Annotated in this window: 31 protein-coding genes and 3 pseudogenes; 8 read left to right on the top strand and 26 right to left on the bottom strand. The window is 34.1% G+C overall.

Annotated features, from left to right (window positions below; translation table 11 throughout):
- Positions 1–125 precede the first annotated feature (125 nt).
- The 10 genes and pseudogenes from ACQVV1_RS19065 to ACQVV1_RS19020 form a co-directional block, all read right to left on the bottom strand.
- Positions 126–311, bottom strand: a complete 186-nt coding sequence (locus ACQVV1_RS19065; RefSeq protein ID WP_431169374.1) for a hypothetical protein — start codon at positions 309–311, stop codon at positions 126–128.
- Positions 312–386: 75 nt separating this feature from the next.
- On the bottom strand, positions 387–572 hold the full coding sequence (locus ACQVV1_RS19060) for a hypothetical protein (RefSeq protein WP_431169372.1): 186 nt from the start codon (positions 570–572) through the stop codon (positions 387–389).
- Between the two features lie 86 nt (positions 573–658).
- On the bottom strand, positions 659–853 hold the full coding sequence (locus tag ACQVV1_RS19055; protein WP_431169370.1) for a hypothetical protein: 195 nt from the start codon (positions 851–853) through the stop codon (positions 659–661).
- Positions 854–1,048 (bottom strand): hypothetical protein, encoded by a 195-nt coding sequence (locus tag ACQVV1_RS19050; RefSeq protein ID WP_060633122.1) that lies wholly within the window; start codon positions 1,046–1,048, stop codon positions 854–856.
- A 13-nt stretch (positions 1,049–1,061) separates the two neighbouring features.
- Positions 1,062–1,439: a cupin gene (locus ACQVV1_RS19045; protein WP_431169368.1), complete on the bottom strand. Its 378-nt coding sequence runs from the start codon at positions 1,437–1,439 to the stop codon at positions 1,062–1,064.
- A gap of 12 nt (positions 1,440–1,451) precedes the next feature.
- The gene (locus tag ACQVV1_RS19040) at positions 1,452–1,937 is read right to left on the bottom strand and encodes a GNAT family N-acetyltransferase (protein ID WP_242251683.1); all 486 of its coding nucleotides are present in this window, start codon (positions 1,935–1,937) and stop codon (positions 1,452–1,454) included.
- Positions 1,934–2,032 (bottom strand): annotated as a pseudogene (locus tag ACQVV1_RS19035) (2'-5' RNA ligase family protein); the annotation flags it as partial. The pseudogene ACQVV1_RS19035 and the gene ACQVV1_RS19040, both read right to left, overlap by 4 nt.
- Complete coding sequence (locus ACQVV1_RS19030; protein ID WP_242251681.1) at positions 2,026–2,583, bottom strand: GNAT family N-acetyltransferase; 558 nt, start codon at positions 2,581–2,583, stop codon at positions 2,026–2,028. The pseudogene ACQVV1_RS19035 and the gene ACQVV1_RS19030, both read right to left, overlap by 7 nt.
- Positions 2,584–2,751: 168 nt before the next feature.
- The gene (locus ACQVV1_RS19025; protein WP_242251679.1) at positions 2,752–3,879 is read right to left on the bottom strand and encodes a metallophosphoesterase; all 1,128 of its coding nucleotides are present in this window, start codon (positions 3,877–3,879) and stop codon (positions 2,752–2,754) included.
- Between the two features lie 147 nt (positions 3,880–4,026).
- Positions 4,027–4,449: a GNAT family N-acetyltransferase gene (locus ACQVV1_RS19020; protein WP_242251677.1), complete on the bottom strand. Its 423-nt coding sequence runs from the start codon at positions 4,447–4,449 to the stop codon at positions 4,027–4,029.
- Positions 4,450–4,579: 130 nt separating this feature from the next.
- Here ACQVV1_RS19020 and pdxR point away from each other — a divergent pair, with 130 nt between their 5' ends.
- A complete protein-coding gene (gene pdxR / locus ACQVV1_RS19015) occupies positions 4,580–5,980 on the top strand; it encodes a MocR-like pyridoxine biosynthesis transcription factor PdxR (protein WP_242251675.1) in 1,401 nt (466 codons plus the stop codon).
- A 46-nt stretch (positions 5,981–6,026) separates the two neighbouring features.
- Here the strand turns inward: pdxR and ACQVV1_RS19010 are convergent, their stop codons facing one another.
- Positions 6,027–6,872 (bottom strand): YitT family protein, encoded by an 846-nt coding sequence (locus ACQVV1_RS19010; protein WP_098555912.1) that lies wholly within the window; start codon positions 6,870–6,872, stop codon positions 6,027–6,029.
- Between the two features lie 169 nt (positions 6,873–7,041).
- A complete protein-coding gene (locus ACQVV1_RS19005; RefSeq protein ID WP_431169364.1) occupies positions 7,042–8,250 on the bottom strand; it encodes a macrolide family glycosyltransferase in 1,209 nt (402 codons plus the stop codon).
- Between the two features lie 386 nt (positions 8,251–8,636).
- On the opposite strand from ACQVV1_RS19005, the pseudogene ACQVV1_RS19000 reads away from it, so the two are divergent.
- From ACQVV1_RS19000 to ACQVV1_RS18990, 3 genes and pseudogenes are all read left to right on the top strand, one after another.
- A pseudogene (locus tag ACQVV1_RS19000) lies at positions 8,637–9,489 on the top strand (protein kinase family protein).
- 23 nt (positions 9,490–9,512) lie between these two features.
- Complete coding sequence (locus tag ACQVV1_RS18995) at positions 9,513–10,400, top strand: GNAT family N-acetyltransferase (RefSeq protein ID WP_242251671.1); 888 nt, start codon at positions 9,513–9,515, stop codon at positions 10,398–10,400.
- A complete protein-coding gene (locus ACQVV1_RS18990; protein WP_242251669.1) occupies positions 10,393–11,106 on the top strand; it encodes a class I SAM-dependent methyltransferase in 714 nt (237 codons plus the stop codon). The genes ACQVV1_RS18995 and ACQVV1_RS18990 overlap by 8 nt, the downstream gene beginning before the upstream one ends.
- Positions 11,107–11,126: 20 nt before the next feature.
- On the opposite strand, the gene alr is transcribed toward ACQVV1_RS18990, so the two are convergent.
- Entirely contained in the window at positions 11,127–12,302 is a 1,176-nt protein-coding gene (gene alr, locus ACQVV1_RS18985; RefSeq protein WP_097949752.1) for an alanine racemase, read from the bottom strand.
- A 171-nt stretch (positions 12,303–12,473) separates the two neighbouring features.
- Here alr and ACQVV1_RS18980 point away from each other — a divergent pair, with 171 nt between their 5' ends.
- On the top strand, positions 12,474–12,935 hold the full coding sequence (locus ACQVV1_RS18980; RefSeq protein WP_242251667.1) for a DinB family protein: 462 nt from the start codon (positions 12,474–12,476) through the stop codon (positions 12,933–12,935).
- A 24-nt stretch (positions 12,936–12,959) separates the two neighbouring features.
- On the opposite strand, the gene ACQVV1_RS18975 is transcribed toward ACQVV1_RS18980, so the two are convergent.
- The 7 genes and pseudogenes from ACQVV1_RS18975 to ACQVV1_RS18945 all read right to left on the bottom strand — a co-directional run bounded on the left by ACQVV1_RS18975 (position 12,960) and on the right by ACQVV1_RS18945 (position 17,927).
- Entirely contained in the window at positions 12,960–13,358 is a 399-nt protein-coding gene (locus ACQVV1_RS18975) for an MFS transporter (RefSeq protein ID WP_242251924.1), read from the bottom strand.
- A gap of 24 nt (positions 13,359–13,382) precedes the next feature.
- Positions 13,383–14,077, bottom strand: a pseudogene (locus tag ACQVV1_RS18970) (MFS transporter); the annotation flags it as partial.
- 281 nt (positions 14,078–14,358) lie between these two features.
- Positions 14,359–14,904, bottom strand: a complete 546-nt coding sequence (locus ACQVV1_RS18965) for a MarR family winged helix-turn-helix transcriptional regulator (RefSeq protein WP_242251665.1) — start codon at positions 14,902–14,904, stop codon at positions 14,359–14,361.
- Positions 14,905–15,049: 145 nt separating this feature from the next.
- Positions 15,050–15,826, bottom strand: a complete 777-nt coding sequence (locus ACQVV1_RS18960) for a Cof-type HAD-IIB family hydrolase (RefSeq protein ID WP_242251663.1) — start codon at positions 15,824–15,826, stop codon at positions 15,050–15,052.
- Positions 15,827–15,832: 6 nt separating this feature from the next.
- Positions 15,833–16,423 carry a histidine phosphatase family protein gene (locus ACQVV1_RS18955; RefSeq protein ID WP_063222748.1) on the bottom strand — a complete coding sequence of 197 codons (591 nt, stop codon included), beginning with the start codon at positions 16,421–16,423 and terminating at the stop codon, positions 15,833–15,835.
- A 104-nt stretch (positions 16,424–16,527) separates the two neighbouring features.
- A complete protein-coding gene (locus ACQVV1_RS18950) occupies positions 16,528–17,496 on the bottom strand; it encodes an SPFH domain-containing protein (protein WP_242251662.1) in 969 nt (322 codons plus the stop codon).
- A 2-nt stretch (positions 17,497–17,498) separates the two neighbouring features.
- Positions 17,499–17,927: an NfeD family protein gene (locus ACQVV1_RS18945; RefSeq protein ID WP_242251661.1), complete on the bottom strand. Its 429-nt coding sequence runs from the start codon at positions 17,925–17,927 to the stop codon at positions 17,499–17,501.
- 273 nt (positions 17,928–18,200) lie between these two features.
- Between ACQVV1_RS18945 and ACQVV1_RS18940 the strand changes: the two genes are divergently transcribed.
- Positions 18,201–19,412 (top strand): MFS transporter, encoded by a 1,212-nt coding sequence (locus ACQVV1_RS18940; protein ID WP_242251659.1) that lies wholly within the window; start codon positions 18,201–18,203, stop codon positions 19,410–19,412.
- Between the two features lie 54 nt (positions 19,413–19,466).
- Here ACQVV1_RS18940 and ACQVV1_RS18935 read toward each other — a convergent pair whose 3' ends face one another.
- The 5 genes from ACQVV1_RS18935 to spoIIP form a co-directional block, all read right to left on the bottom strand.
- Positions 19,467–20,942, bottom strand: a complete 1,476-nt coding sequence (locus ACQVV1_RS18935) for an amidase family protein (protein ID WP_431169360.1) — start codon at positions 20,940–20,942, stop codon at positions 19,467–19,469.
- A 186-nt stretch (positions 20,943–21,128) separates the two neighbouring features.
- Positions 21,129–21,575 (bottom strand): NUDIX hydrolase, encoded by a 447-nt coding sequence (locus ACQVV1_RS18930; RefSeq protein WP_098555908.1) that lies wholly within the window; start codon positions 21,573–21,575, stop codon positions 21,129–21,131.
- A gap of 23 nt (positions 21,576–21,598) precedes the next feature.
- Positions 21,599–22,339 (bottom strand): M15 family metallopeptidase, encoded by a 741-nt coding sequence (locus ACQVV1_RS18925; protein ID WP_242251657.1) that lies wholly within the window; start codon positions 22,337–22,339, stop codon positions 21,599–21,601.
- Between the two features lie 11 nt (positions 22,340–22,350).
- Positions 22,351–22,848 carry a GNAT family N-acetyltransferase gene (locus ACQVV1_RS18920; protein WP_242251656.1) on the bottom strand — a complete coding sequence of 166 codons (498 nt, stop codon included), beginning with the start codon at positions 22,846–22,848 and terminating at the stop codon, positions 22,351–22,353.
- 269 nt (positions 22,849–23,117) lie between these two features.
- A complete protein-coding gene (gene spoIIP / locus ACQVV1_RS18915) occupies positions 23,118–24,272 on the bottom strand; it encodes a stage II sporulation protein SpoIIP (protein WP_242251655.1) in 1,155 nt (384 codons plus the stop codon).
- 88 nt (positions 24,273–24,360) lie between these two features.
- Here spoIIP and ACQVV1_RS18910 point away from each other — a divergent pair, with 88 nt between their 5' ends.
- Both ACQVV1_RS18910 and ACQVV1_RS18905 read left to right on the top strand, forming a co-directional pair.
- On the top strand, positions 24,361–24,657 hold the full coding sequence (locus ACQVV1_RS18910; RefSeq protein WP_063222757.1) for a hypothetical protein: 297 nt from the start codon (positions 24,361–24,363) through the stop codon (positions 24,655–24,657).
- Positions 24,658–24,661: 4 nt separating this feature from the next.
- Positions 24,662–24,967 carry a permease gene (locus ACQVV1_RS18905; RefSeq protein ID WP_242251922.1) on the top strand — a complete coding sequence of 102 codons (306 nt, stop codon included), beginning with the start codon at positions 24,662–24,664 and terminating at the stop codon, positions 24,965–24,967.
- Here the strand turns inward: ACQVV1_RS18905 and ACQVV1_RS18900 are convergent.
- Positions 24,940–25,467 (bottom strand): DUF1572 domain-containing protein, encoded by a 528-nt coding sequence (locus ACQVV1_RS18900; protein WP_098555904.1) that lies wholly within the window; start codon positions 25,465–25,467, stop codon positions 24,940–24,942. The two genes, ACQVV1_RS18905 and ACQVV1_RS18900, sit on opposite strands and share 28 nt — an antisense overlap.
- Between the last annotated feature and the right edge of the window lie 16 nt (positions 25,468–25,483).

Below are 25,483 nucleotides of genomic sequence, written 5' to 3'. Positions count from 1 at the left end.
TGCTATTACATCATGGTCTCCTATAACTAAAATGAAAGCTAATATATGAAAAGATTTCATTCACCAACATTAATTATTAGCAGGATATACCTATAATAAATTAGATCCTTCCTTTCTTAAACAAACTAATCATTTCTACTCTCTCTAAATTTATTAGTTACACATTCTACTAAATTTGTAGTCCCAAGGGAGATTGCACCCAATACAAGTATATAAGTAAAAGAAATAATTTTTCCTTTTAAATCGATAGGAAAGAATATACTGGCAATAGCCATTGCTATAAATCCAACGATTTTTGACGATTTTAACATTCTCTTATTCCCCTTGTTTTTTAACTTTACAAATAGACCACCAACTACTTTTCCGATTGGTAAAATTTTTATTTATTACTCTTTTCTTTGCTTTTTAATAATGTAATCTAATAAAGTAATTCCACCTAACCCAATTGCACCATAAACGACCATACCTAGTGTATGTACTCCCTTTTCTTTTAACGAAAAGGGAGCTATTAGTCCTGTAATGATTACTATTAAAATTGCTATAATCATTACGATTCTTGTAATTTTTATCATCCTACTACTCCTTATCCATCCTCTCAAATTTTACAAATCTACACCTTTGAGCCTTACTACTGTTCCCACTTATAAAAGCTTCATTGTCATTCTCTTTTATCTTTTGTTTTTCCAATAAATTCCATTATATGTGTAAATCCAATTGCTAACCCGCCAAAAACAAGTACAAAAAAGAAAGTAAGTATACGATCTCCTAATGACTGCGGAAAAAATAATGAAAGTAAAGCGATAATAGGCACTGTTATTAAATATATAGTTCTCATTCGCTTGAAAGATCGCATTTATTTAATCCTTTTTCTATTAAATTTCTCCATAAGATTTATAACAAATGAGTTCCATACTAGTGAAACCCCAGTAAATATAAGAACAGCTAGCGAAATAACAATTTTACCTTTCCATGTTTCTCCATTTATCATAGCTAGTGTAATTAATAGCACTGCTGAAGTACATATTACAATTTGGGTAACTTTGCGCATACTAACCCCATCCTCACTCACCTTGATCATCAAACTTTCCCACTTCTTTCAATAAAACTCCATTCTCAAGGTCCTCCGACTCAATCACAATTGCTATCAACCCATTTTCCGTACACGTCTCATGAAATTCGCCCTTTTTCCAAAAAACAGCTTGTCCCGCTTCCACCTTCACTTTTTCTTTATCTGCTCCGCATACATACCCTTCTCCATTCACAATAAGAAGCAGTTGCGATACAACTGCTTCATGATATCCAATTATTCCATTCTCTCGTAAATGCATAGCACCGATATGTATATTTCCTTTATGGTCTAATATTTTCGACATTATGAAATTAGATTGAAATGCTGTGATTTGCTTTCCCACTTCTTCACTACAATCAAAAATTTTCATTACCAGTCCTCCTTATACGTATAAAACCATCCTTACTGTCTGCATCATATGTCCTTCAAAATCTTCTTCAAATTCCTCTAATTGTGCAAAACCTTTCGCTTCATAAAACCGTTTTCCTTTTTCATTCGCTGCTTCTACATGAATGTATAGTTTCCGAATTCCTTTTAATACCGTTAGCCCTTTTTGTAATAAAGCACTTCCTATCCCTTTCCCTTGCTGATCTGGCAACAAATAAATTGCTCCTAATTCCGCTTCGTTTTGTAGTCTAACGGGTGAGAAATTCGCAAAGCCAATTACTTCGCCCTCTTCTTCCGCAACGAATAAATGTGTATTTTCAAGACGATATTTCATTTTTTCGTCAGAATATGCCTCGTCTAAAAAACTGTCTTGAATCTCTCTCGGAATAATGCCTTCGTATGTATCATGCCAAGCTATTTTCGCTACTAATTGTACAGCATGAATATCTTCTTGCTTCATTTCTCTAATTACATATGTCATCTCGTTGTCTCCATTCTCTTTAAATTATATTCTGCTAATATACTAGAAAAAATGACAGAATCATTTTCATAATTCACCTTAATTAATTTTAATTTCTAAGCGCTTCCCATTCTTCACGAATCATTCCCATTCGAATAGAGTCATAGTACGTTCCGTTATAATAACGGCATTTGCGCATTCTACCTTCTAAAGTCATTCCTATTTTCTCAGCTACTTTCATCATTCGTTCATTGCCAGACCAAGTCGTGAGTCCTACCCTGCCAATTTCCATCTTTTCAAATAGTAAATCCCGATATAACGTTAACGCTTCTGTACCATAACCACCATTCCAGTAAGCCGGATTATAAATGACAATTCCCATCTCCAACCAACGCGTCGGTTTATACTCCCAATAAAATCCGACCGTCCCTATAACTTGACCGTTATTTTCTATAATTAAATTGGATAGAGGTTCTTCTTTTAAACGGGTTTGCATCTTCTCTTTATAAGACAGATATTCTTGCATCGAAAATGGAAAATAAGGTGCGTCCCATTTTTTCCATTCTGGATTTTCTTCTTTAAATACGAGATTCCATAATGGTTTTATATCCGATTCTTCAATTGTACGAATTGTAACTTTATCCCCTTTTAATATTACGTTTTGCATAATTCCCTCCTACAATCCTCTTTATTTCATATATAATTATAATATTTTTTCAGAAAAATCAAAACTAATATCATTTATTATAATTGTATAATTTTGTTATAAGGTATCAATTAAGGTACGTCACCATTACTGAGTTAATAAAAAATAGAAGGTTACATCCCTCCTATTTCAGCTAAATATTTTCTTTTTCGTCTTTCCTATCTCAACTAAAATCCCTTTCTCTATCCAACCCTCTACTCCATCTCTTTTAATTAAATCATATCCTGAACAGCTTCCATCAATGAGAGAAATAATGTCACCTTTTCTTACGCTTATTTGCGCACAAGAAATATCGGTTTTCACTGTATATTCACCTGAATCAAGTTGCCTAATGTATTCATCTTTCACAGAGAGTAATGTATTCGTTTCCTTTTGCTTACATATTGTATAATCTTGCACCTTCTCCACCGGCTCTATGTAATAATACGGATAGGTAACCCCGCCCTGCATTTCTGAATTCGCATGAAAATCTGCTATCACTTCATACTCTGGAAAAAAGTCTACATATGTATAAGAAAACGTATCACCTGTTGGTTTCCTCTGAATAATAAACGCGTTTAATTGCCCCGCCTCTTTAATCGCATTTCCGCCGTCAATTGCTATAATCTTTTTCTTCTTATCAATAACTGGATTGTTAGATGGAGCTTCAACAGAGTAGTTTACAACAGGCCAATGCCCGACAACTACATACTTATTTGCTCTATGTGATTGATTGAAAAACTCCGGCATTGCTATCGCATTTTTTCGTCCTGTTTCTTTCCAATCCGCTCTATCTTCAAGACCAGCATGCACAAAAATATAACCTTCCGTTTCAATCGCTGTCGGTAATTCTGTTAGCCACTTTATTTCTTTTGAAAAATAGCTCATTAATTTTGTTTTCACTTCAAGAATATCACTTTCTTCATTAACGGTAACATTCAATTTCGCTAGCCATTCATTACAAATTGTATTCGTTCTCGTACACAAATAATTTATTAATGCAGGATTTTCATTTACAAGTGCTTCAACTACAACCTCACAATTCCCTTCAATTACATAAACATTCGGCTTGCTAACTACTAGATCCATCACATAGTTTACGACACCAATACTATTTCTCCCCTTCTCACAAAGATCACCATTAATAATTAAATAATCTTCATCTTTAAAATTAACTTTATGTAGTAATTCCTTAAAAAGATCTAATTCTCCATGAATATCAGAAATAATGATGACTCTTACATCATTTGGTATGGATAATTTCTTTATTTTTTCCAAGTATAAACGCTCCTAACATTCTCTAAATTCAATATTCCCTTGTTAATTTCTAATATTCGACAAATTATATTACTAGAACTGTCCCTAGCTCAAATCTGGAAAAGAAAATAGGTTCCACATATTTTTATACACGGAACCTACTTAGTATCATAACTCTTTATAAAAAGAATAGCTTACCTTATCAAAGCCCTCTCTTTCATAAAAACGATGTGCATCAATTCTTGAAAACGCAGATGTAAGTACGATAGAACTACAACCTTTTTCTTCCCCCCACTTTTCTACATATGACAGCAGAACATTACCATACCCTTTTGATCTGTGAGCTTCCGCGGTTACAAGGTCATACACAAAAACATGTTTCTCATTATAAAAATTCGTACAAATCGCTACACCAGCTAGACTAACAACTTCTTCATCTTCATTACGTAGCGAAAATAGTTTATAATTTTCTTCTTTCATTTTTTGAAATAAAGAACTTGCTTCTTCTCTTGAAAGTTTCGTTCGTAATTGCTGTAATACAGGAAATACATCATGTAAATCCGCTTCTGTTACTACTGCTTTAATATTCATTATGATTCTCTCCTTACTACTTATAAAATTTTCTAAATGTTATATCATCATTATAAATAGCAACTGCCCTTAACTTAAGTGACAGTTTTATTCTTTTTTATAAGGCCAGTATAAAAAGGAGCGACTACAAATGGATCTTACTATTCCATTACAATTACAAAGTAAAACACCTATTTACTTACAAATTTACGAATATATAAAACGAGAAATCTCTCAAGGATCACTACGTGCTGGTACACGCCTTCCTTCTCACAGAAATTTAGCTATGCAACTTAATGTGAGCCGTATTACAGTTGAATCTGCCTATCAACAATTACAAGCTGAAGGTTATGTAGAAAGCAAACCGAAACGTGGGATTTTCGTTGCAGAAGTTGATATTGAGGTCATTCAAAAGAAACAGCAAATTGCATCAAACAGTGCTAACAATAAAGAAAACGAACAATATGATTATGATTGTAGTCAAGGACTTATTGATCAAAAAGCTTTTCCGATAACAAACTGGAAAAGAGCATTACACGAAACTTTATTTCAGTATGAAAACGAATTATTCGCTAAAGAAGATCCCCAAGGTGAGCTCGTTCTACGAGAACATATTTCAAAGTATTTATATCATGCTCGCGGGGTACATTCTTCACCTGATCAAATTATTATCGGAGCAGGTACGCAGCCTCTTCTTTGGCTACTACTTCAACTACTTGGCCCAAAAAAAGAATACGGGATCGAAAATCCTGGATTTCACCGTATACCTGCTATGATTCAAAGTTCTGGCTTTCCTGTTCACCCGATCCCTTTAGATGATAAAGGGATTCATATTTCTGCTTTACGTGAATCGGGTTCCAATGTGGCATATGTCACTCCATCTCACCAATTTCCACTTGGAATCATTATGCCGTTATCTAGAAGACTCGAGTTATTAAAATGGGCGAATGATTGTAAGGCGTATATTATTGAAGATGATTACGATGGGGAATTCCGCTATATAGGAAAACCTATTCCTTCTTTACAAGGACTAGATTCAAATGAACGTGTTATTTATATGGGAACTTTCTCGAAATCTTTTTTACCTTCTTTACGAATGGGATATATCGTTTTACCACCTCATCTTTTAAGAGCCTATAAAGAACTTGGTGGTATGTTTAAACAAACCGTTTCTACGCTGCAACAACTTACCTTCGCAACCTTTATTCAAAATGGTGATTGGGAACGTCATATTAACCGAAGTCGTACGTTATATAAAAGAAAACACATGTCTTTAATTAAATCTATTACAAACGAAATGGGGAATAACGTTCATATACTCGGTGAACAATCCGGACTTCATATTGTACTTCACGTTCATAATGGGATGAACGAACAAGAACTTATTCATACAGCTGCAAAACAACGTATTAAGTTATACCCTCTCTCCACATATGATTCTGTTCATAATGTACAGGAGGAGTCGTATGTATTACTCGGTTTTGGTAGTATTCCAGAGGATTGTATCGAAACTGTTGTCAAATTACTGAAAAAAGTCTGGTTTTCTAAATAAGAATAGCTCCACGCAAGTTATACTTACGTGGAGCTATTTTCATTCACTATTTTTCTGATCTCATTGCCCTTCCCGGACGTTTGACACCAGTTGTTTCTGTTGAATAGGATGCTTCAATTATAGCAGTTGGATCTACAGAGAGAACGAGATCTTTCATTTTCGGATAAATGAATCGGTTTGTAATACAATAAATGATTCTCTTGTGCTCTCCCAAAAAACCACCTTCTCCATGTAGATACGTAACGGATAATTGCAATTCTTTCATAAGTAGATCGCCTATTTCTTTATTTTTACCAGAAATAATCATAACGCTCTTTCCTTGATTAATACCATCTAATATGAAATCAATCATCTTCGTAACAATATAGAAAATTGCTAATGAGAACATCGCTTGTTCAATTGAAAACAAAATGGCAACAAAGATGAAAATAACCGCATTTACTGCAAGTAAAAATGTACTAATCGGCACTTTAAAATGTTTATTCATCCAAACAGCTAACATTTCTGAGCCATCAATTGCTCCGCCCATTTTTACTACAATCCCTACACCAACACCAAATAGGACTCCTCCATAAAGAACAATTAACAATTCAGAAGTTGTAATTGCTGGAAATGGTTTTAAATAGATTAATCCGAGTGTTGTAACAACATTTGCATAGGATGTACGGATAAAGAACTTCTTTCCCATTACTTTTGCAGTAAATAATAAAATCGGGATATTAATTCCTAAGAACACTCCATAAAGCGGCAATCCGGCAACTTTATTCGCCATAATAGCAATGGCCGTTACCCCGCCATCTACTAATCCATTAGGCGCTAAAATAAGTTCTAATGAACCCGCTACAATAATTGAGCCAATTGTTAATAATATGTATTCAAATACTCTCTTCATTCATTACCCCCAAAACTTATATATTTTCTTAGTATTATTTTAACGTAATTTTACTACTAATTCAAAGATATCAGTTTATATACACAAAAGTTTCACCTTTACAGTGATTTTTTATGTAATTTTTTTATAGAAACACACTTACATATTACAGTAAGTGTGCTCCAAACATTTATTTAAGTTTTAAGTAGGAATTCATTTTCATTTTAAATATTTCATCAACTGCCCTATTATACCCACCAGCATTTCGAAGTGACTCTCCAACTTTACGACTATTTTCCTTAAACGTTACATCATCTATCACTTTCTTTACAGATTCACGTAACAATTCAGAAGTTAATTCTTTGCGATTAAGCCTTATTCCAGCCCCTACTTCATTCACTCGTTTCGCAACTAAAGGCTGATCTCCTGTTACCGGAATTACAACTAACGGGACACCGTAATATAGTGCTTCACTCGAACTATTCATACCACCATGTGTCACGAATACATCAGCATGCTGTAATACTTCTAATTGTGGCACATAATTATACAACTTAAAGTTATCCGGAATGTTTTCAAATTGACTTATATTTATCTTCTTACCAACAACTAATACGACTGTCGCTTCTACATCTTTAAACGCTTCAAAACATTTTTCATATAGCTCAGGTTGTTCATTAAAAACTGTACCCATAGAAATGAAAATCACTTTTTCATCTTTTAAATCTTCCATAGGAAAGCTACCTACTTCTTTTCGAGTAGCAATTGATGGACCGACAAACTTATACGATTTATCGAATACATCTGAACTTGGTTGATATTCCTTTGAAGTGTATACAATGGTAATATCACCAGGATGATTCATAATATCGTACATACTATTACATTTCATTCCATACTTCCTATTCCATTTTTCCATTCCAGCTAAACAAGATTGATATAACGGATTCGTTTCATCTACTTGCCTCGATTCTTGTTCATCGTTAAAAGTAATGTACTGATTAAAAGCAAACGTTGTACAAGAAGAAACACTAGGTAATTGTAAAACATTCGCTATAATACGTCCTACCGGAAAATGATTATCGTATATCAAGTAATCGTATTTTTCCCCTTTTGTTTCTTCTACAATTTGATTCACAATACGCTCTGATGCTTCAATCATATGAGATAACATCACCAAAGGACTCCCACCTTCATTTACTCGTTCCATAATATTAATTTGAGAGAGAAAATTCTCAAACACTCGGAATTCTGCACCTGTTGCTTCAATCTTCTTTCTATAATCTTCAATACAATACGAAACAACTGTTTCCCCTCGCTGAATTAACTCACTAACAATAGCTATAGTCGGATTAATATGACCTTCTCCAGGGAAATTTATTACGAGTACATTTGCCATAACATTCTCTCCTATCTAACATAATTAATAATTAATTATGTTAATTAATTTAAAACTATTATAAAAGAATCTATTCTACTTTTTCATATTTTTCTCTTCATTTTATTATTGAGAAATATTTTTCAAAACCTACATTATAACTCTCATAAAAGTACGCTTAACTCTTCATTTACTGAAAAATACGAGATTTACATCCAGGCATTTTTACAGGTTTATCATCAGAAATATTATTTTGATAATTCATACAAAACTAGAAAAATATAATTTTCATGCTGATTTTTACTATACATTTATGCAGGTTCTACATTTTCCCCTATCACTATCCACGTGGCACATATTCTGTTATATAATAAATTTATAGAATTTACAGAAAAAGGAGTAACTTCATGCTACAACAACTTTTCACTTCACCTATTTTATCTGTTCAAACTTTACACCCAGGTTATGAAGACCATGCAAGCGATGTGTTTCTCGTCCGAACAGAAGATGCAGAAGTCATCGTTCGTTCTTCTAAAATAAATGAAGAGCCAAATAATGATTTTTGGTGGGGATGCAAAAACCTTTTTGGAATTGATCCAAGGAACGTACATCAATTAGAAACAATACACACATTATTGAAAAAGCATACTAACTTGCCCATCCCGACTATTTTGCAAAAACACGTTTTAAATGGACGAAAGTATGTTATTGTCGAAAAATTAACAGGAAGTACGCTGCAATCCTTTCTCGGACAACCTGATTCAATTTTATTCAGTCTTGGAAAAGGACTAGCAGAAATTCATTCGTTTCAAGCAGAATTTATAGGAAATCCATCAAGTACTTTCCACATTCCACTAGAAGAATTTAAGACTCACATATTAAATGTCAGTAAAGACCTTGTAAATAGGTTTTATTCAGATAACGTGAGCATCCGTAACGCATTCCCTATTTTTGAGTTACAACTCTCTTCCTTACCAGCACCGAAGAAATCTACGCTCGTTTTTATCAGATGGTTCAACTATTACAGGTTTAGTAGATACAGAAGCTTACGCAGTTGCTCCTCGAGAGTTTGATTTTATCGGACTAGAATATGTACTTACTGAAAAAGAAGCTCATGCCTTTAAAAGTGGTTACGAAACAATTATGCCTATTCCTCAACTTGAAAAGTGTAGACAGCCTTACCGTTATTTGTACCGACTGTTATCTGTTCAAGGAAGTGTGGAATTAGAAAAATGGTTAAGTCATCCATCCTATTTTTAAATACGAATGTGAGGGATTATGAAATGAATATTGAACGAAAGAAATTTTTAACAGCAAACGAAATTCAGCAAATGAAAGACTTAGCCCATATTTGCGGGCAACATGATCAAATTGATTACTCGTCAGATTTACATGTAAACTTTTTAACTGCTCGTAATAAAGAAGAGATAAATGATTTTCTATTTTATGACGATACCAAATTAGTCAGTGCATTAAGTATGTATGACTTTGAAAGACCGACAAAACTCGAGTTAATAGGGTTTGTTCATCCGAATTATAGAAAACAACATATAGGCACTACTCTTTTACAAACCGCAATGAAAGAAATACGATTAAGAGAGGCAGATGAAGCTCTTCTTATTATGAATGGGGATTCTGTTTCTGGAAAAGACTTTGCAAAACATATGAAGTTACCTTTTTTATATAGTGAATATAGTATGGCGTTCAGAGCAAAAGAAGTTCAAGAAACAACGAAGAATACTATACAGCTTACTCTTGCATCTTCAGAATCACTTCTTGATCTTATCGAAATTTCCAGTAAAGCGTTTGGAGATTCAGTAGAAAATACCACTACATGGTTACAAAAGATGATGAATTCATCTTCCCATCAAGTTTACAGTGCTCTTATCAATGAAAAAGTGATAGGAACGATTACAGTTTCTGAGCAAGAGCAATCTACTACACTATCAGGATTCGCCGTTCATCCTTCTTATCAAGGCAAGGGATACGGCAAAGATATTCTTAGTTATATGGTACATACCCTTATTACAGAAGACATTTCAACAATTGAATTAGACGTCGAAACGAAAAACAACCATGCTTTAAAATTATATACACAATGTGGTTTTGAAATTAAAACGAAGCATGACTATTATAATGTAATGAATTTCGAGGTGAATACATATGGCTAAAAAAGTAATTTATTCTGATTATGACATTTTTGCAGACATCTATAATAAGCATTGGGGGCATTATGCTGAACACGCCTATCTACTTTTAGAAAAACTCGTTTTACAATATGCACCACCACATTCTCATATTTTAGACCTTTGCTGCGGGACTGGTCACCTTACTAAGAAATTAATGGATAATAATTTTGTAGTAACTGGTATAGATGGTTCTGCTCAAATGATTGAATACGCACGTCAAAACGCGCCAGACGCAAACTTTATCATCGATGATGCCCGTTATTTCAATATAAATGAGCAATTTCACTATGTTATCTCTACTGGCGATAGCTTAAACCATATTTTAAAATTAGATGAATTAAAAAATGTTTTTCGTAATGTTTACTCCGTATTACATAGCGAAGGTACATTCGTATTTGATATGAATATGGAGAAAGGTTTTCTTGAAAATTGGATTGCTTCGTTTCACATTTCAGCAGACGAATATGTTTGTACAATCGATTCTACATATGATAATGAAAATAAAAAAGCAGACATGAACTTTATACTATTTCAGCATGACATAGAGAATAATTGGGCAAGAAGTGACTTTTCTTTTGAGGAAGCTTGTTATTCCAATGAAGAAATAATTTCTTCATTAGAATCCGTAGGTTTTAAGAACATTCAATCACATGGTACAAATAGAGCATTTTTCATTTGTCAAAAATAAAAAAACTGAATCATAACGATTCAGTTTTTTCTTAGTATATTTACAATAGCAGTCGTTTCATTATTTTCTTTATACACACGTGGAATTCTTCTGTCTAACATACATGTAACTTCATAGTTAATTGTACCTAACATATCCGCTATTTCTTCTACTGCGATGTTTTCTTCGCCTTGTTTACCGTAGAATACTACTTCGTCTCCCACTTGCACTGGCATTGCTTTTGAAACGTCTAACATGAGCTGATCCATACAAACACGGCCAATAACAGGTACTCGAACTCCATTTATTAATGCATGCCCTTTATTAGATAACTGACGATTATAACCATCAGCATAACCAATCGGTACAGTTGCAATCCATTCTTCACCAGTCGTTACATACGTATTCCCATAACTTACACCGCGATTCTTCTTCGCATGTTTAATATGAGCTACTTTTGATTTTAACGACAACGCAGGCTGTAAAGAAACAACTGAATGATCTACCTCTTTTGAAGGATACATTCCATAAATTCCAATACCTACACGAACCATATTTTGAAATGTATTGCTAAGTTCCATTGAGCCTGCACTATTTGAACTATGAATATATGGGATATGAATTCCTAATTCTTTTGCTGCATTAACAGCTTTTTCAAATAAACTTGTTTGCATATTCGTATATGATTTATCGATTTCATCTGCCGTAGAGTAATGTGTAAACATTCCCACTATCTCTATATACTCCATACGGTTTAATTCTTCTAAAAATGGTATAACCTCTTCTTCTTGTAAACCGATACGACTCATTCCTGTATCAATTTTCACCTGAATTTGCGCTTTCTTTTGAAGACGGTTTGCGATTTCATTTATACCTTGTAAATCTTCACTTCTATAAACAGTCATCATAACGTCATATTGAATTGCCTCTTCAGCAGCCGCTACTGATGTATAGCCTAAAATTAAAATCGGCACGTTAATTCCTGCTTCTCTTAACTCTATCGCTTCATCTACAAATGCAACTGCAAGCTGGTTTATTCCTGCTTCAATAGCAGCTTTCGCAACTTCAACTGCCCCGTGGCCATACCCATTTGCTTTTACAGCAGCCATCATTGCAATATTTTCATCATTCACACGTTTTTTAAATTCTTTTACATTATGTTTTACTGCATTTAAGTCCACTTCAACAATTGTATCTCTTCCATATTTCAAACTCATTGGTCTAACTCCTAACTCAATAATTGCATTCCATTCTATTTCACGTTTCATATGACCTTTTACAATATAATACTTTTCAATATGCTAGTCAAACTACTAGAATTTTCGGAATTTTGAGTACGATATAATACCCTTAAGAAATTATTATATACGGAGATGAGGAGAATTACAATGTTTGTTGAATCTGCATTGCATCAGTTTAAAATTGCTGTTGATACTTCTATTCAAATGCTTAACCAATACAATGAAGACGATTTAAAAATACAACCTATTCACTCGAAGCGATCAGTATTTGAAATATGTGCACATCTTTCTCTTATTTGCCATGCAGATTTACTCATTTTAAATGGTATTACGGAAAAAGAGTTACATACCTTTTATTTAGAACATACACCGGAAACAATAGCCTACATGCAACAAATAATGATTGAAGGATACAATCTTCTCCCTAAAACATTTCTTTCCTATTCCAAAGAAGAATTAGCAGAAGTTATGACTGCCTATTGGGGTATTTCTTATTCGCGTTTTGAATGGTTGCTTGAAATTCTCTCGCATTTTTATCATCATCGCGGGCAAGTTCATATTTTATTATGCGAGCATATGAAAGATCCTTGCATTTCTTTATTTGAGTAAATTCCCACTCATTCAGTATCCAATCTACATATCATCAAATATATGTTCTTTATTTATAAATAGAGAAGCTATAAAACCAATAAAAAGTATCATTCCTAATAAAATAAATGTTTGAGCATAGCTTCCTATTTTCAAAAGATATATAGAAATGATGGGTCCTATACTAGTACCTAAAAATAAAATAAAAGTATAAATAGAAACTGCTATTCCTCTTGCTTTCCCTCCTAATTGACCTACAAGAGCAACTAAAGACGGAACTGATATAGCAATACCTATTACAAAACAGACACTCATTATAACAAGTAAAGGGAGGTATGAAACAAAGCCCATTGCACTTAGACTAAAAAGAGCGACCAACAGTCCACCCTGAAGAACTTTCCTTACTTCGAACCTCTTTGTTAAACGACCCGCAATCGGTGACATCACCATACCAAATAGCCCCGCTAAACGAAAATAAAGGATTTGTTCTGCAGTTAAATTGTAAATAGAAGAGCTCAAATAATTCCCTAAAACAGTATACATATTAACAAAAGCCATTAATAAAACAAAAGCTATCATATAGCTCAATACTAAGCTTTTATGTGTAAATACTTTACCCATCTGTTTAATCGGTCCTAAAATATCAGTATAAGATTGAGATGTCGCCCCTTTTGGAAGAGAATACTGAACCCATACAGCAGTAATCATATAGACAATGCTAAGAAGAAAGAACACCATATGCCATCCAAAATGTTGACTCACAACCGTACTTATTACCTGACCTACAATTCCAGCTACTAAAAAACCGGTACTAACAAATCCTATTGTTGTAACCTTTTTTCTACTGGAAACATTTCTACAACGTAGGCTAACGCTACCGGAGAAAATGTAGCTGCTGCTATCCCTTGTAATCCTCTAAGAATAACAAGCCAAAATATACTATCTACAAGCCCTAAGGAAAAAGAAATACTCGACAGAGCAAGTAATCCAATGAAGATCACCTTTTTTCGCCCATATTTATCAGAGATTGCCCCAAATAACAAACACCCTATAGCAAAGCCAATAGAAAATATACTGCCTGTAGCTGCAGATTGCGCTAGTGAAACAGTAAAAAGGTCTGAAAATAGAGCAATTAAAGGGATTGTTACATATAAACTAGACATAGCTACCATACCCGACCAACATAATACAACCGTCATTATTGTGTAATTCTTTTCACTATTTATTTCCTTTCCTATTTCCATCATAATATCTCTCCCTTAATACGATTTGTTTTGTTAATTTAAAACCTCTAATCTAAAGCACTTAAAATAGTATTTCTTTAACTGTTATTTATTTTATTACATTGAAAAATTATGACTTACAATTAAAGTTAGTTAAACTTATAATAAGGCAGACTAATTATATTCCCAAATAAATAAGTTGACCCTCATAATCAACTTATTTATCTACCTTCTCCTAATTTCACCTGCATAGTTACTTGCATTTTATTTAATAACTTCTCTAAAACTTGACGCTCTTCTTGATTAAAGTCGTCAACTAACGAAGCGCAAGATAACCAAAAAGTTGGTAAAGATTGCGTAACTAGTTCTTTTCCTTTCGGAGTAATTTTCACTTTTAATCTTCTTCGATCTTCAGAATGATGGAATCTTACGATTAACTCTCGTTTCTCCATCCAATCTAATAAGCCAGTGACAGAAGCACGTGTTATCCCTAATCGACTCGCAATATCCGAAGGACTCATGTTCACTTCCTCCCCATTTGATTCCATTTCACGCAAAATAAACAACAGTAAAAAATCTAATTTACTTTCTGAAATACCAAGCGGAGCTAAATCTACGTCAACAGCATCCAGAACATTATCAGACGTCCATAACATTAACAAACCAAGTTTTGCTGCAATTGGATCCGTATCCGCTGATGCTGTTTTTTTTATTAGCTCAGCATATGGCTCAATCCCTAAAGGAAGAGAATCTTTTCTTGAACCCATTCATCTTCACTCTCCTTTCTTCTTAATTAGCTTACCTAACTACTTTTTCATTATACTCATATTTTTCCTTTTATTGCAAGAATATTGTTAGACAAAAAAATCCTGTAATTCAAACAGGATTTTTCAAACTGACTAGCTATTATTTTTAAATTATCCGAAACTCCTTTAAGGCGAAAGCAATACCACCTTCACTTGCCTTCTTTGTAACGAAATCAGCTCTTGTTTTTAACTCTTCTCCGCCATTACCCATTGCAATCCCTAATCCTACATACTGTAACATCTCAATATCATTTCTACCGTCACCAAAAGCCATGGCTTCTGATTTACAAACATTTAAGTGATCCAATACTTTTTGAATAGCCGTTAATTTTGATACTTTATTATCTTCCAATACATTTATGACATAACCATGAAAACGCTCAAACGTAAGCACTGGATATCTTTCAATAAATTTTTGAGCTTCTATTTCATCCGCATACAGACATAAACAATAGATCTCTTCTGACAAATCCCTGCTTTTTTCAGGATACTTTGCTAAATTTAACGTCTCGTTAAGCGCTTGAATTACACGTTCATTATCCGAGGCTATCCCGTTCATTGCAAAATCCTCTGTAAAATAAGAAACACCGTGACCATGTAATTCAGCAAACCCCGAGATATCATGAACGATGTCACTTGAAAGTACTGATTTATGTATAACTGTTTCTCCACACTTAATATGTGCACCATTTGCAGAAATAATTGTATGTATGCCCAGCTCTTTAAATTGCGAACATAAGCTATATGGTCTCCCTGTAGTAACAACTACATGAATTTCTTTATCTATTAATCTTTGTATTGCCTCTTTTGTGCTCTCATGCATACTTCTATCAATCTCGCTTAAAAGAGTGCCATCAACATCAAAAAACACTACTTTGTACATAGGTCTTTACATCCCGTCCAAATGACTCGTATCATTAATGAAATGTACCGTTTTTTGTTCTCCATCAATTTCAATTAAGCTTATTCCTGTATCTCCCATTTTAAAATAATAGTCCATTGAAATTGGCATTTTGAAAAATGCACGTAATAGACTATTTATTACACCACCATGTGCAACAATTGCAATTCGGTCATATGTATTCTCTGTCACGATTTTAGAAAAGATTCCTTCTATTCTCATTCGAAACTCAATAAACGATTCCCCGTTTTCAAAACGATCATGAAGAAACTTTGGCTCTGGATATTTCTTTGCTTCTTCAAATGATAAGCCTGCTTGCACTCCATTATTAAACTCCATTAATTCCTCTTCTAATTGAATTGGACACCCAATTCCTTCAGCTAACGTTTCAGCAGTTTCACGAGCACGTTTTAATGTACTTGCCCAAATGAAATCTGGCGGAAAATCTGTTTTCACTTTCTGTACAAGCCTTTGCACTTGCTGTCTTCCCTTTTCTGTTAATTCAAAGTCAGCTCGTCCTTCATGTACGTTTAAGATATCAGCTTCTGATTCTCCGTGGCGTATTAGTAGTATTTGCATGTTTCTTCACTCCCCTTTTTAATATCCGAAAAATTCCATTATATCATACTCTGAATTTTCTATAACAAAAAAGAGAAATGGCATCCCATTTCTCTTTTGCACTCTTATTGTTCTTTTTCTGTATCATTTGAAGGTAATCTCTTCGCCTGTTTTTCTTTAAAGATTTCTCCAATTGCCCCGAGAGTACCAAGTGTTTCAATTGCATTAGATGGAATAAAGACTTTATTTGCTGGCCCTTTTGCAACTTCAGCTAATGATTCAAATGATTTGTAAGCAAGTATACGCTCATCTAGATTCGCTTCACGAAGTAATTCAATTCGATTTTGTTCTGCTTTTGCAATTTCCTCAATCGCTCTTGCTTCCCCTTGCGCTTCTAATTCTTTTGCTTCTTTTAACCCTTCAGCTTCTCTGATACGTGCTTCTTTATCCCCTTCAGCCATTAAGATTTTACTTTGCTTTTCCCCTTCAGCACGAAGGACTTTATCTTGTTTGGCAGCTTCAGCCTCTAAAATAATCGCACGTTTATTACGTTCTGCTTTCATTTGTTTTTCCATTGATGCTTGCACATCTTTTGGTGGGTTAATATCTACTACTTCAACACGTTCAATACGAACGCCCCATTTTTCTGTTGCTTCATCAAGCGCTAAGCGAATTTCTGTTGAAATTTTTTCACGACCAGATAACGTTTCATCCAGTTCCATTTTACCAATAATTTGACGCATCGTTGCAGAAGTAATGTTACGAACACCATATTCATAGTTTGAAATACCATATGTCGCAAGTTCTGGTTCCACAATTTGATAGAAAATAATTGTATCAATTTCTACTTGAACATTATCTTTTGTAATCACCTTTTGCGGTGGTACATTCGTTTGTTGAATACGTAAGTCGTGATATACGCGAACGCGATCCACAATTGGTATTAATAAATTTAATCCTGGTTGCATAATACGTTGAAACTTACCAAATCTTTCAACGACCCCAACTTTTTGCTGAGGAATAATTTTAATTGTTAATGCAATAAATGTAACAACAATTAGTGCAAATATAATCGTTAACGTTAATGCTACCATATTTATTCACTCTCCCTTTTCACTTGTAAAATAGTACTATGCCTCTTTATAACAACGATTTTTTCTCCAACATCAATTGGATCATCTGCAACAGCTGTCCAAGTATCTCCATCAACCTTTACAATACCATTCACTTCATTTGTAATCGCTTGCATAACAATCCCTTTTTTACCTGCAAGCATATCTACTGTATCAGTAAAGCCTTTTGCTTCCCGAAAATTTTTTGAAATTCTTTTGGTGAAGAAAGTCAGTGTTAAACTTACAATCGCACCAACAACAACTTGTAATAATAGTGCTTCAGGGACAAACAAAGCAATAAGACCTCCGACAACAGCTCCAATTCCAAGCCAAAGCATGTAAAACGTAATCGACAACATTTCTGCAATAAATAAAATACCAGCTATTATAAACCAAATTACCCAAGCAGCCATATACAACCCTCACTTTCTTTCTCATTTTCTATATGTATATGAAGAAAAGTATGGTTTATCCGCCCTTTCTAATACGTGGGCGCTTACTACAAGCTATTGTACATATTCACTGTTATAATGAGCATTATTAAAATACTATATTAATATATTCTTCATTATACATGAAATTCCCTTTCAAAAAGTGACAAAAAATTAAATTCTTTCGAAAATTAAATTTTCAAACTATAATTATTCTAACTATTGTAATATTTTTTCAGAAAGGTTGTGTGCTTATTGCACAAGCGTTCCCTAACATACTATTTAAGCTCTAAAATATGCATTACTCTTGCTGACATCGTATACGTAATGATAATTACAACTCATATGTATATCACAACTAAATCCGCTACATTAACTGCTCTCTTTCCATTATTACAAGTCCTAACTAATCTTATAGCAAATACATCTGCACCACTTATAATGAATCGATTTCCATCTTATTCATTACTGTTTACACTACAATGGTCAAAAACTGCTCTATTATTTTTATTAATGATATTATTCCCGGTCCTTTCCACAAACATTGTAGCACTATTAATTTTCATTTTTTTCATTTCATTATGTAGTGGCTGGAGCGCTCCATTACTATACGGTATTCTACCCCGCCTTACACCACAAGAAAATTTAGTAAAAGTAAATAGTATTTTTTCCTTTTCCATACAAATTGCGCAAGCCGCTGCTTATTCATTTACAAGTGTTATTGTTCTTCTTATCGGCGCTACTTCTACACTTATGATAAATAACATTTTGATGATTTTCGGATGTGTTGCACTACACTTTTCATTACGTTCCATACATAATGAACGAGTAATAGAGCCTTCTTCTTCAAAAGGCGCCGCTTTATTAGAAGGTTGGAAACTCTTATTTCAAAATCCTGCTCTCCGTACCGTTACATGTATGGACTTAATTGAAACATTCGCAGGGACAATATGGATCGGCGCTATTACGATGGCTTATGTAACGACTGCCCTTCATAAAGGAGAAGAATGGTGGGGATATATTAATACAAGTTATTATGTTGGGACGTTAATTGGCGGGCTATTAGCGTGGAAAATGAGTATATACATTCAAAACAATTTAATACGATCCATGGCGATAGGCTCTCTTATGTTTAGTATTCTTACATTTTTATATGGTATGACAAGTAGCGGATTTATTGCGCTTTTTCTATGTGTTCTAATGGGTCCATGTTATCAAATTAGAGATATTTCTCAAACGACAGTTCTACAATCAAGTGTCGCTCCTTCTTTATTATCAAGAATGTATACAGCACATGGCGCACTTCTTTCAACAGCTTCTGGTCTTTCTATGCTTAGTGTTGGTATTATTACTGATATGTTCGGTGTTCGTACAATTTATATCATCGCTTCTTTTCTTATTTTATGTTCTGCTTGTTTATCTTTTAGTTTATTAAAATATGATAAGACCGATCAAAAAATATCTTAATGTAATCAATAAAGCAAAAAGGACAGAAATTCCTGTCCTTTTTGTATATTCTATTTATGACAAATTAGGGATTCCCCTATGTTTAGTCGCTTGTTCATAAGCATATGCTAGTTTAATTAATATTCCTTCACTAAAAGCTGTACTTGCAAGAGTAATCCCAAAAGGTCTCCCACTCTCCATATATCCTGCAGGTATTGCAATAGACGGATAACCTGCTTTCGCACATATAGTGGAGCCTATATAAGAAGGGAACAGAATCGCATCAAGATTATATTTTTCCAGTGCAAAATCAATGCCTTGTTCTTGAGAAAAATATATATCTTCTAACCTTGCATTTAAATATTCTGAATTTCTTAATGTATTAGGGAAATCTTTTCTTATTTCTAATTTAGTTTGTCCATATTTCAAAGCTCTTTCTGCTATGTTTTTATTAAACTCCATTAATTCCGAAATAGAATGTACTGGAATAGTTGAAGGTAATTTAGAAAGATAATTATCTAGACTATGCTTTAGTTCATAAAGCGATACTCCCCAACTCCATTCCCTATGAAAAGATGGAATATCAATATCCTCTACTACTGTCGCGCCCTTACTACGCAATACCTCAATCGTTTCCTTAAACAATTTTTCATCATACTCACCAGATTCATAATAATCTTTTGGCGCATTGCTATATACACCAATCTTTGCTCCATTTAAACCATTATCATCAAGATACTTTGTATAGTCATCTTCTGCTATACCTTCACTTTTATGAGTAGCTACATCCTTGTCGTCTAACCCAGTTAAACTCCCTAACAAAATAGTAGCATCTGTTACCGTTCTAGCAAATGGTCCCGCTGTATCCTGTGAATAAGTAAACGGAATAATTCCCCTACGACTAATTAGACCAACAGTCGGTTTAATACCTACTACAGAGTTTTGAACAGCTGGACTCAATATAGAACCATCTGTTTCTGTTCCAACAGATACTACTGTAAAATTAGCGGCGACTGCTATCGCAGACCCTGTACTTGAGCCGCCAACAAACATATCATCCTCACCTGTACCGTAAGGGTTTATTGTTTGCCCACCTCTTGCACTATATCCAGCCCACATGTCAAAAGACATTCCATTTGCTAATTCTGTCATATTTGTTTTTCCTATTATCACTGCTCCTGCTTCTCGCAGTTTCGTAACGAGAAATGCATCTTCACTACTTATATGTTGTTCTAGTGCAATCGTACCTGCACTTGTATGCATAGAATCATTCGTTTCGATATTGTCTTTAAGTAAAACAGGTATGCCGTGTAGCGGACCTCTTACACCTTTTGTTTTTCTTTCATGATCTAGCGCTTCTGCCATAAAGATAGCGTCCGGGTTGATTTCTAAAATAGAATTGATTTTAGGTCCGTCTTGATCATACTTTGCGATTCTATGAAGATAATACATAACTAGTTCTTTTGAAGTTAATTTTCCCGCTTCCATCGCTGCTTGTATATCAGGAATATTTAATTCTTTTTGTAATAGTGCATTGAACTGCATCTCCATTTTCATTCTCCTTCTATAAAACCTTTTATTGATAATATGTCTCTATTACTTTTTCATTTTCTCCGCTCCTCGCATATACAACTACAATCCCTTTAAGAGAATTCAACTTTCCAATGTAAAAACCTTTTATTTCCTGAAAAATAAAAAGAGTCTGAAACGAATAAACTACCGCTTCAGACTCTTTTCTTACTTTACATATACCTCATCTAACAAATGTAAAAACTCACCTTGTTTCCCGGCTAATTCAGGGCATTTTGCAATATTAACCCATTCGTAGCAAAATACTAAACCTTGATCTTCCTCACCCGCACTTACTATATGTTCCCAAGTATCTTTTACATCTGTTAGTAACGTTACGTGGAAAAAATGTCGTTTTTGATATTCCTTTTTCTCTTTCACATGTATGATGTAATCTGCTAAAAAACTCTCTATGCATAAATGACGTAATCCAGTCTCTTCTTGTACTTCACGTAAAAGTGCTGCTTCTAACGTTTCTCCTACGTCAACTGTTCCCCCTGGTACTTGTATACCAGCTTCAGGTACATCACGATGTTTAAAAACAAGCAGTTGCATAACTCCCTCTTTTTCTCTTGTCACATATGCGTGTACTTTTTTCTTATATAACACCGTCATAATCCTTCTCTCCCCTCAATTGTTCACTCTGTTACTTCTTCAAGTGTCAGTTGATTTTCATATAAATATGTAGCTTGTGGATTCCCCACATACCTCACATGCCATGGTTCAAATCGATAGCCCGTAAGCGATTCTTTCTCTTTTGTATATCGAATGACAAAACCAAATTTATGAGCATTTTCAGAAAGCCACTGCCCTTCTTTCGTTTCACCAAAAATTGTCTCTAACTGAAACTTAGCAGATTGCGATGTAATATCCATAGCTAGTCCAGTTTGATGTTCACTCGTTCCAGGAACTGCACTCGACATTGCTGTTTTTGCTTCTCCATCTTGTTTTTTATACATCGTATTCAATGCTTTTTGTCGATCAAAAGATCTAAATCCAGAGACTGCAAAAAGGAAAATACGCTCCTTATCAGCTTGCTGAAACATTTCCTCAAGCGCTCTCGCTGCCTCTTTCCTCATTTTTTTCTTTTCTTGATCACCTTCACTTGAGTAGCGCACTTTCGGAATAACTAAATCTGGCGGTCTATACCCATCTGGCAAACGCCTACTTTTATTCACAAGCACAAGCATCGAATTCGGATTACTAATTACCGCAATATCACCATCCATATTCGCAATCGTTTCTTTCGCTTTCGGAAATATGTTATTTACATTTACCTCGCGCGCCTGCTTATCCTTATACATTTTATAATTGATTCCTGCTACTCCAACAATGAGTATCGCCGCTACGATACCAAGTAGTATCCATCTTTTTTTCATATAACGACCTCTTATTTTAATAATTTGGCCATTTCATACTCATCGATGTTCTCACCATCGATAATAAGAGCAGCTTTTTTGACACCTTCTTTCTCAAATCCAGCTTTTTTATATAGTGCCTGAGCTCTTGTATTGTGGGCCATTACCGTTAATTCTAAACGCCATACATCATGTAATCTTGCCCACTTCTCAGCCTCTTTAAACAAACTCGTCCCAATACCTCGCCCGCTATACTCTTGCAAAATACCAATTACAATACCTGCTACATGTCGCTTTCTTTGAATATTATTTCCATTCACTAAAATAAATCCTACTATTCTCTCTTCTTCAACTGCTACCAATATTGTTGCATATTCATTTTCTATAAAGCGATGAATCATTTGTTCTTGTTGCTTAACTGTAAATTTTCTTTCTCCTGGTTCATATAACATAAATTTTGTTTCTTCATCTAATTGCTTACTTAATTGCAAAAATGATGCTGCATCTTCTACTTTAATTTCCCTGATCACCTGAATCACCCTACCAATTTCATAATATAAAAATTTTCCTTGTAAAAAGATTTTCTCTACTCTTCCGAAAATCCCTTTCTAATTTACCCAGTATAAATAGACAAATTTCGATATTACTATAACAATTAAAAATTATGTCCATTATGTGACATCGTATCATCCACATTTCAAACCAAAGAAAAAAAACGTAAGCATTACACTTACGTTTTTCCAAAATTGGTATGAGCTAATAATTATTAGCGGGGGCCTCCCACTATTTTAGTTTCACTTTATCCATTCACTTTTTCAGCTTGCCAAAAGTATTCACCAAATGCTTTAGCAAGTGCGTCAATTGATCGATTTAATTCTTCTTCTGTATTATCTACACCACCAACTTCAATTAATATTGCTTGCCCTGACAAATCTTGATTATAGACTCCATTGCCTGTTTGGAATCCTTTTTGAATGACACCACGGCTAACCCCTGGATATTTCTTATTAATTGTCTCATGTAAAGCCGTTGCTAATTGTAGGTTCCTTTCATAGTTTTTATTTCCTTTTCCTATTACGAAAGCAAGCTTTGCATATGATTTATCTCCAATTGCTTTTGTCGTTACATTTTTCCGAGCACTATCACGATGTAAGTCAAAAAAGTACTGTAGTTCCTTATTGTCAGTCATTGCTTCTTGTACAATTTCTCGTGACATTTTATAAGAACTATTACTATTTAATCCTTTACTAATCAACTTTTGACCAACATCAGTCTTATCGTTTGTTGCTCCGATTCCTTCACCTTCTAATTGTTCACGAAATCGGTCACCGACTATTGAAATATTCGTGACGGAACTTGTTGCTTTATTCGGATTTGGATCGTTTGTTAAATTCAATAACGGCAAATAAGATTCCCAGCTATGCGAATGATAAATAAAAGCAACTTGTCTTTTTCCTGTCGTTTGAGCAGGTTGCTTTTTCTCTTTGTTCTTATCCGGTTTTGGAGCCTGTCCACCTTCTCCAGTCCGTTCTTTTACTACTTCTTCAAGTGGAACGCTCGACTCTATCGGTAAGTTAGAATAATTTGTCCCTTCACCCGCAATAACAATTTCTGTATCGTACTTACCAAAACCAGGTAGCTCTTTACCGACAAAACTTCGTACATCGTTAAAACGAATATTCGTAGCCATGGAAAAGAGAAACGACGATATTGAAAAATCTTGATTTAAATTCCTATATTCCTGTGTAAAATAATGATTCTCTTTCCCAAGAACATACATGTAACCATTCATCGATAACTCATTTAACCAATTATATAAATACGTTGACTTTGTCTCTTTCATAGAGGTTACCATCATACTAATAAGAAAAAAAGTCGCTAGTACTGTAGCAATAATAAATAATACTAACTTACGTACACTCGTGAACTTCACATAAAAAAAGCCTCGATTCATACTATCACCTCTCTATTTCAAGTTATGTACAAGCTCTAGAGAATAGACCGTCTAAATTCCGGCTATATTGTTAATGAGGTGAAATGAATTGAAGCTACTAATAGGAACATTACCCATTGTATTATCATTTGTTTTTTATTGGCTTGCTAAGCAACCTACAATCCGTGTTGCGTTACATATTTCAGCGTACTTGACTCTGTATGTACTCGGAACAATTATTTCTATTAATATATATGAGGTTTTAATACAAGATTTAGTTTTTATGACAAGCATTCATGGGATTTTACTAAATCCATTTTTTCTTATATCAGGAGCGTATATAGGGATATACACTTTGTACCTACTTTTGTCCTACATGATTACAAATATGAAAAATGGAGCGTAATGAAATGCAACCACCGTTCATCTGTCATACATGCAAAAAAAGAATTACGCGAAAGAAAGATCTTATTACTACCACATGGTACTTCCGCTTTTATGTATTTCACAGTGATTGTTTTAAACGACAGCAAGTTTTCATCTCACGATTTATCCCTGTGAATACACTTATTAATTTCTTTCTTATTATATATGGGCTGATTGTTGGTAGTATTCTTATGATTGCAGAGCCATCTATCATTTGGCTTATTTTCTTATTTCCCATTTTATATCGGTTTCTTTCCTATTATTATGTTGAACGTTTTTTCTCTAAATGAAAGTTAGACTTTCCTTTAGGAATACTTAAACATTCCCACTCGTTTTCTTTTAACATTTTACCGATGTAAATCATTTGTCCAATATGCAAAGCATAATGAGAATTTTGTCTTTCAATTGCTTGCATGACAGTATGTGCTTCACCGCGAATATATACCGTCTGTATTAAATGTTCCGGCGTTAGCACATTCATCGTTTTAAAAACATATTCCCAACCTTCATTCCATGCTGCGAGTACCTCTTCCTTAGAAGAATAACCACCTTCAAATTCAGCATCTCGGTTACGATCTATTTTTTCACCGTCAGATGTTAAAAAATCCGTCCATCTAGAACGCATATTACCGTGCAGATGCTTAATTATGATCGCTATGCTATTTGTTGCTTCATGAGAAGACCATTCAATCTGTTCATATGATAATTGTGAAAGCACCCGTTCCCCTTGTTTCTTTGTTGCTTCAAAATTCGAAATGGCACATTGTAAATATTCGCGTCCAATATCCATGCTCCCCCGCCTTTTC

The organism is Bacillus basilensis, from assembly GCF_050630465.1.
In the GTDB taxonomy this organism is placed as follows: domain Bacteria; phylum Bacillota; class Bacilli; order Bacillales; family Bacillaceae_G; genus Bacillus_A; species Bacillus_A basilensis.
The sequence above is the reverse complement of the archived record's forward strand: the minus strand, read 5'-3'. Positions and strand labels throughout refer to the sequence as shown.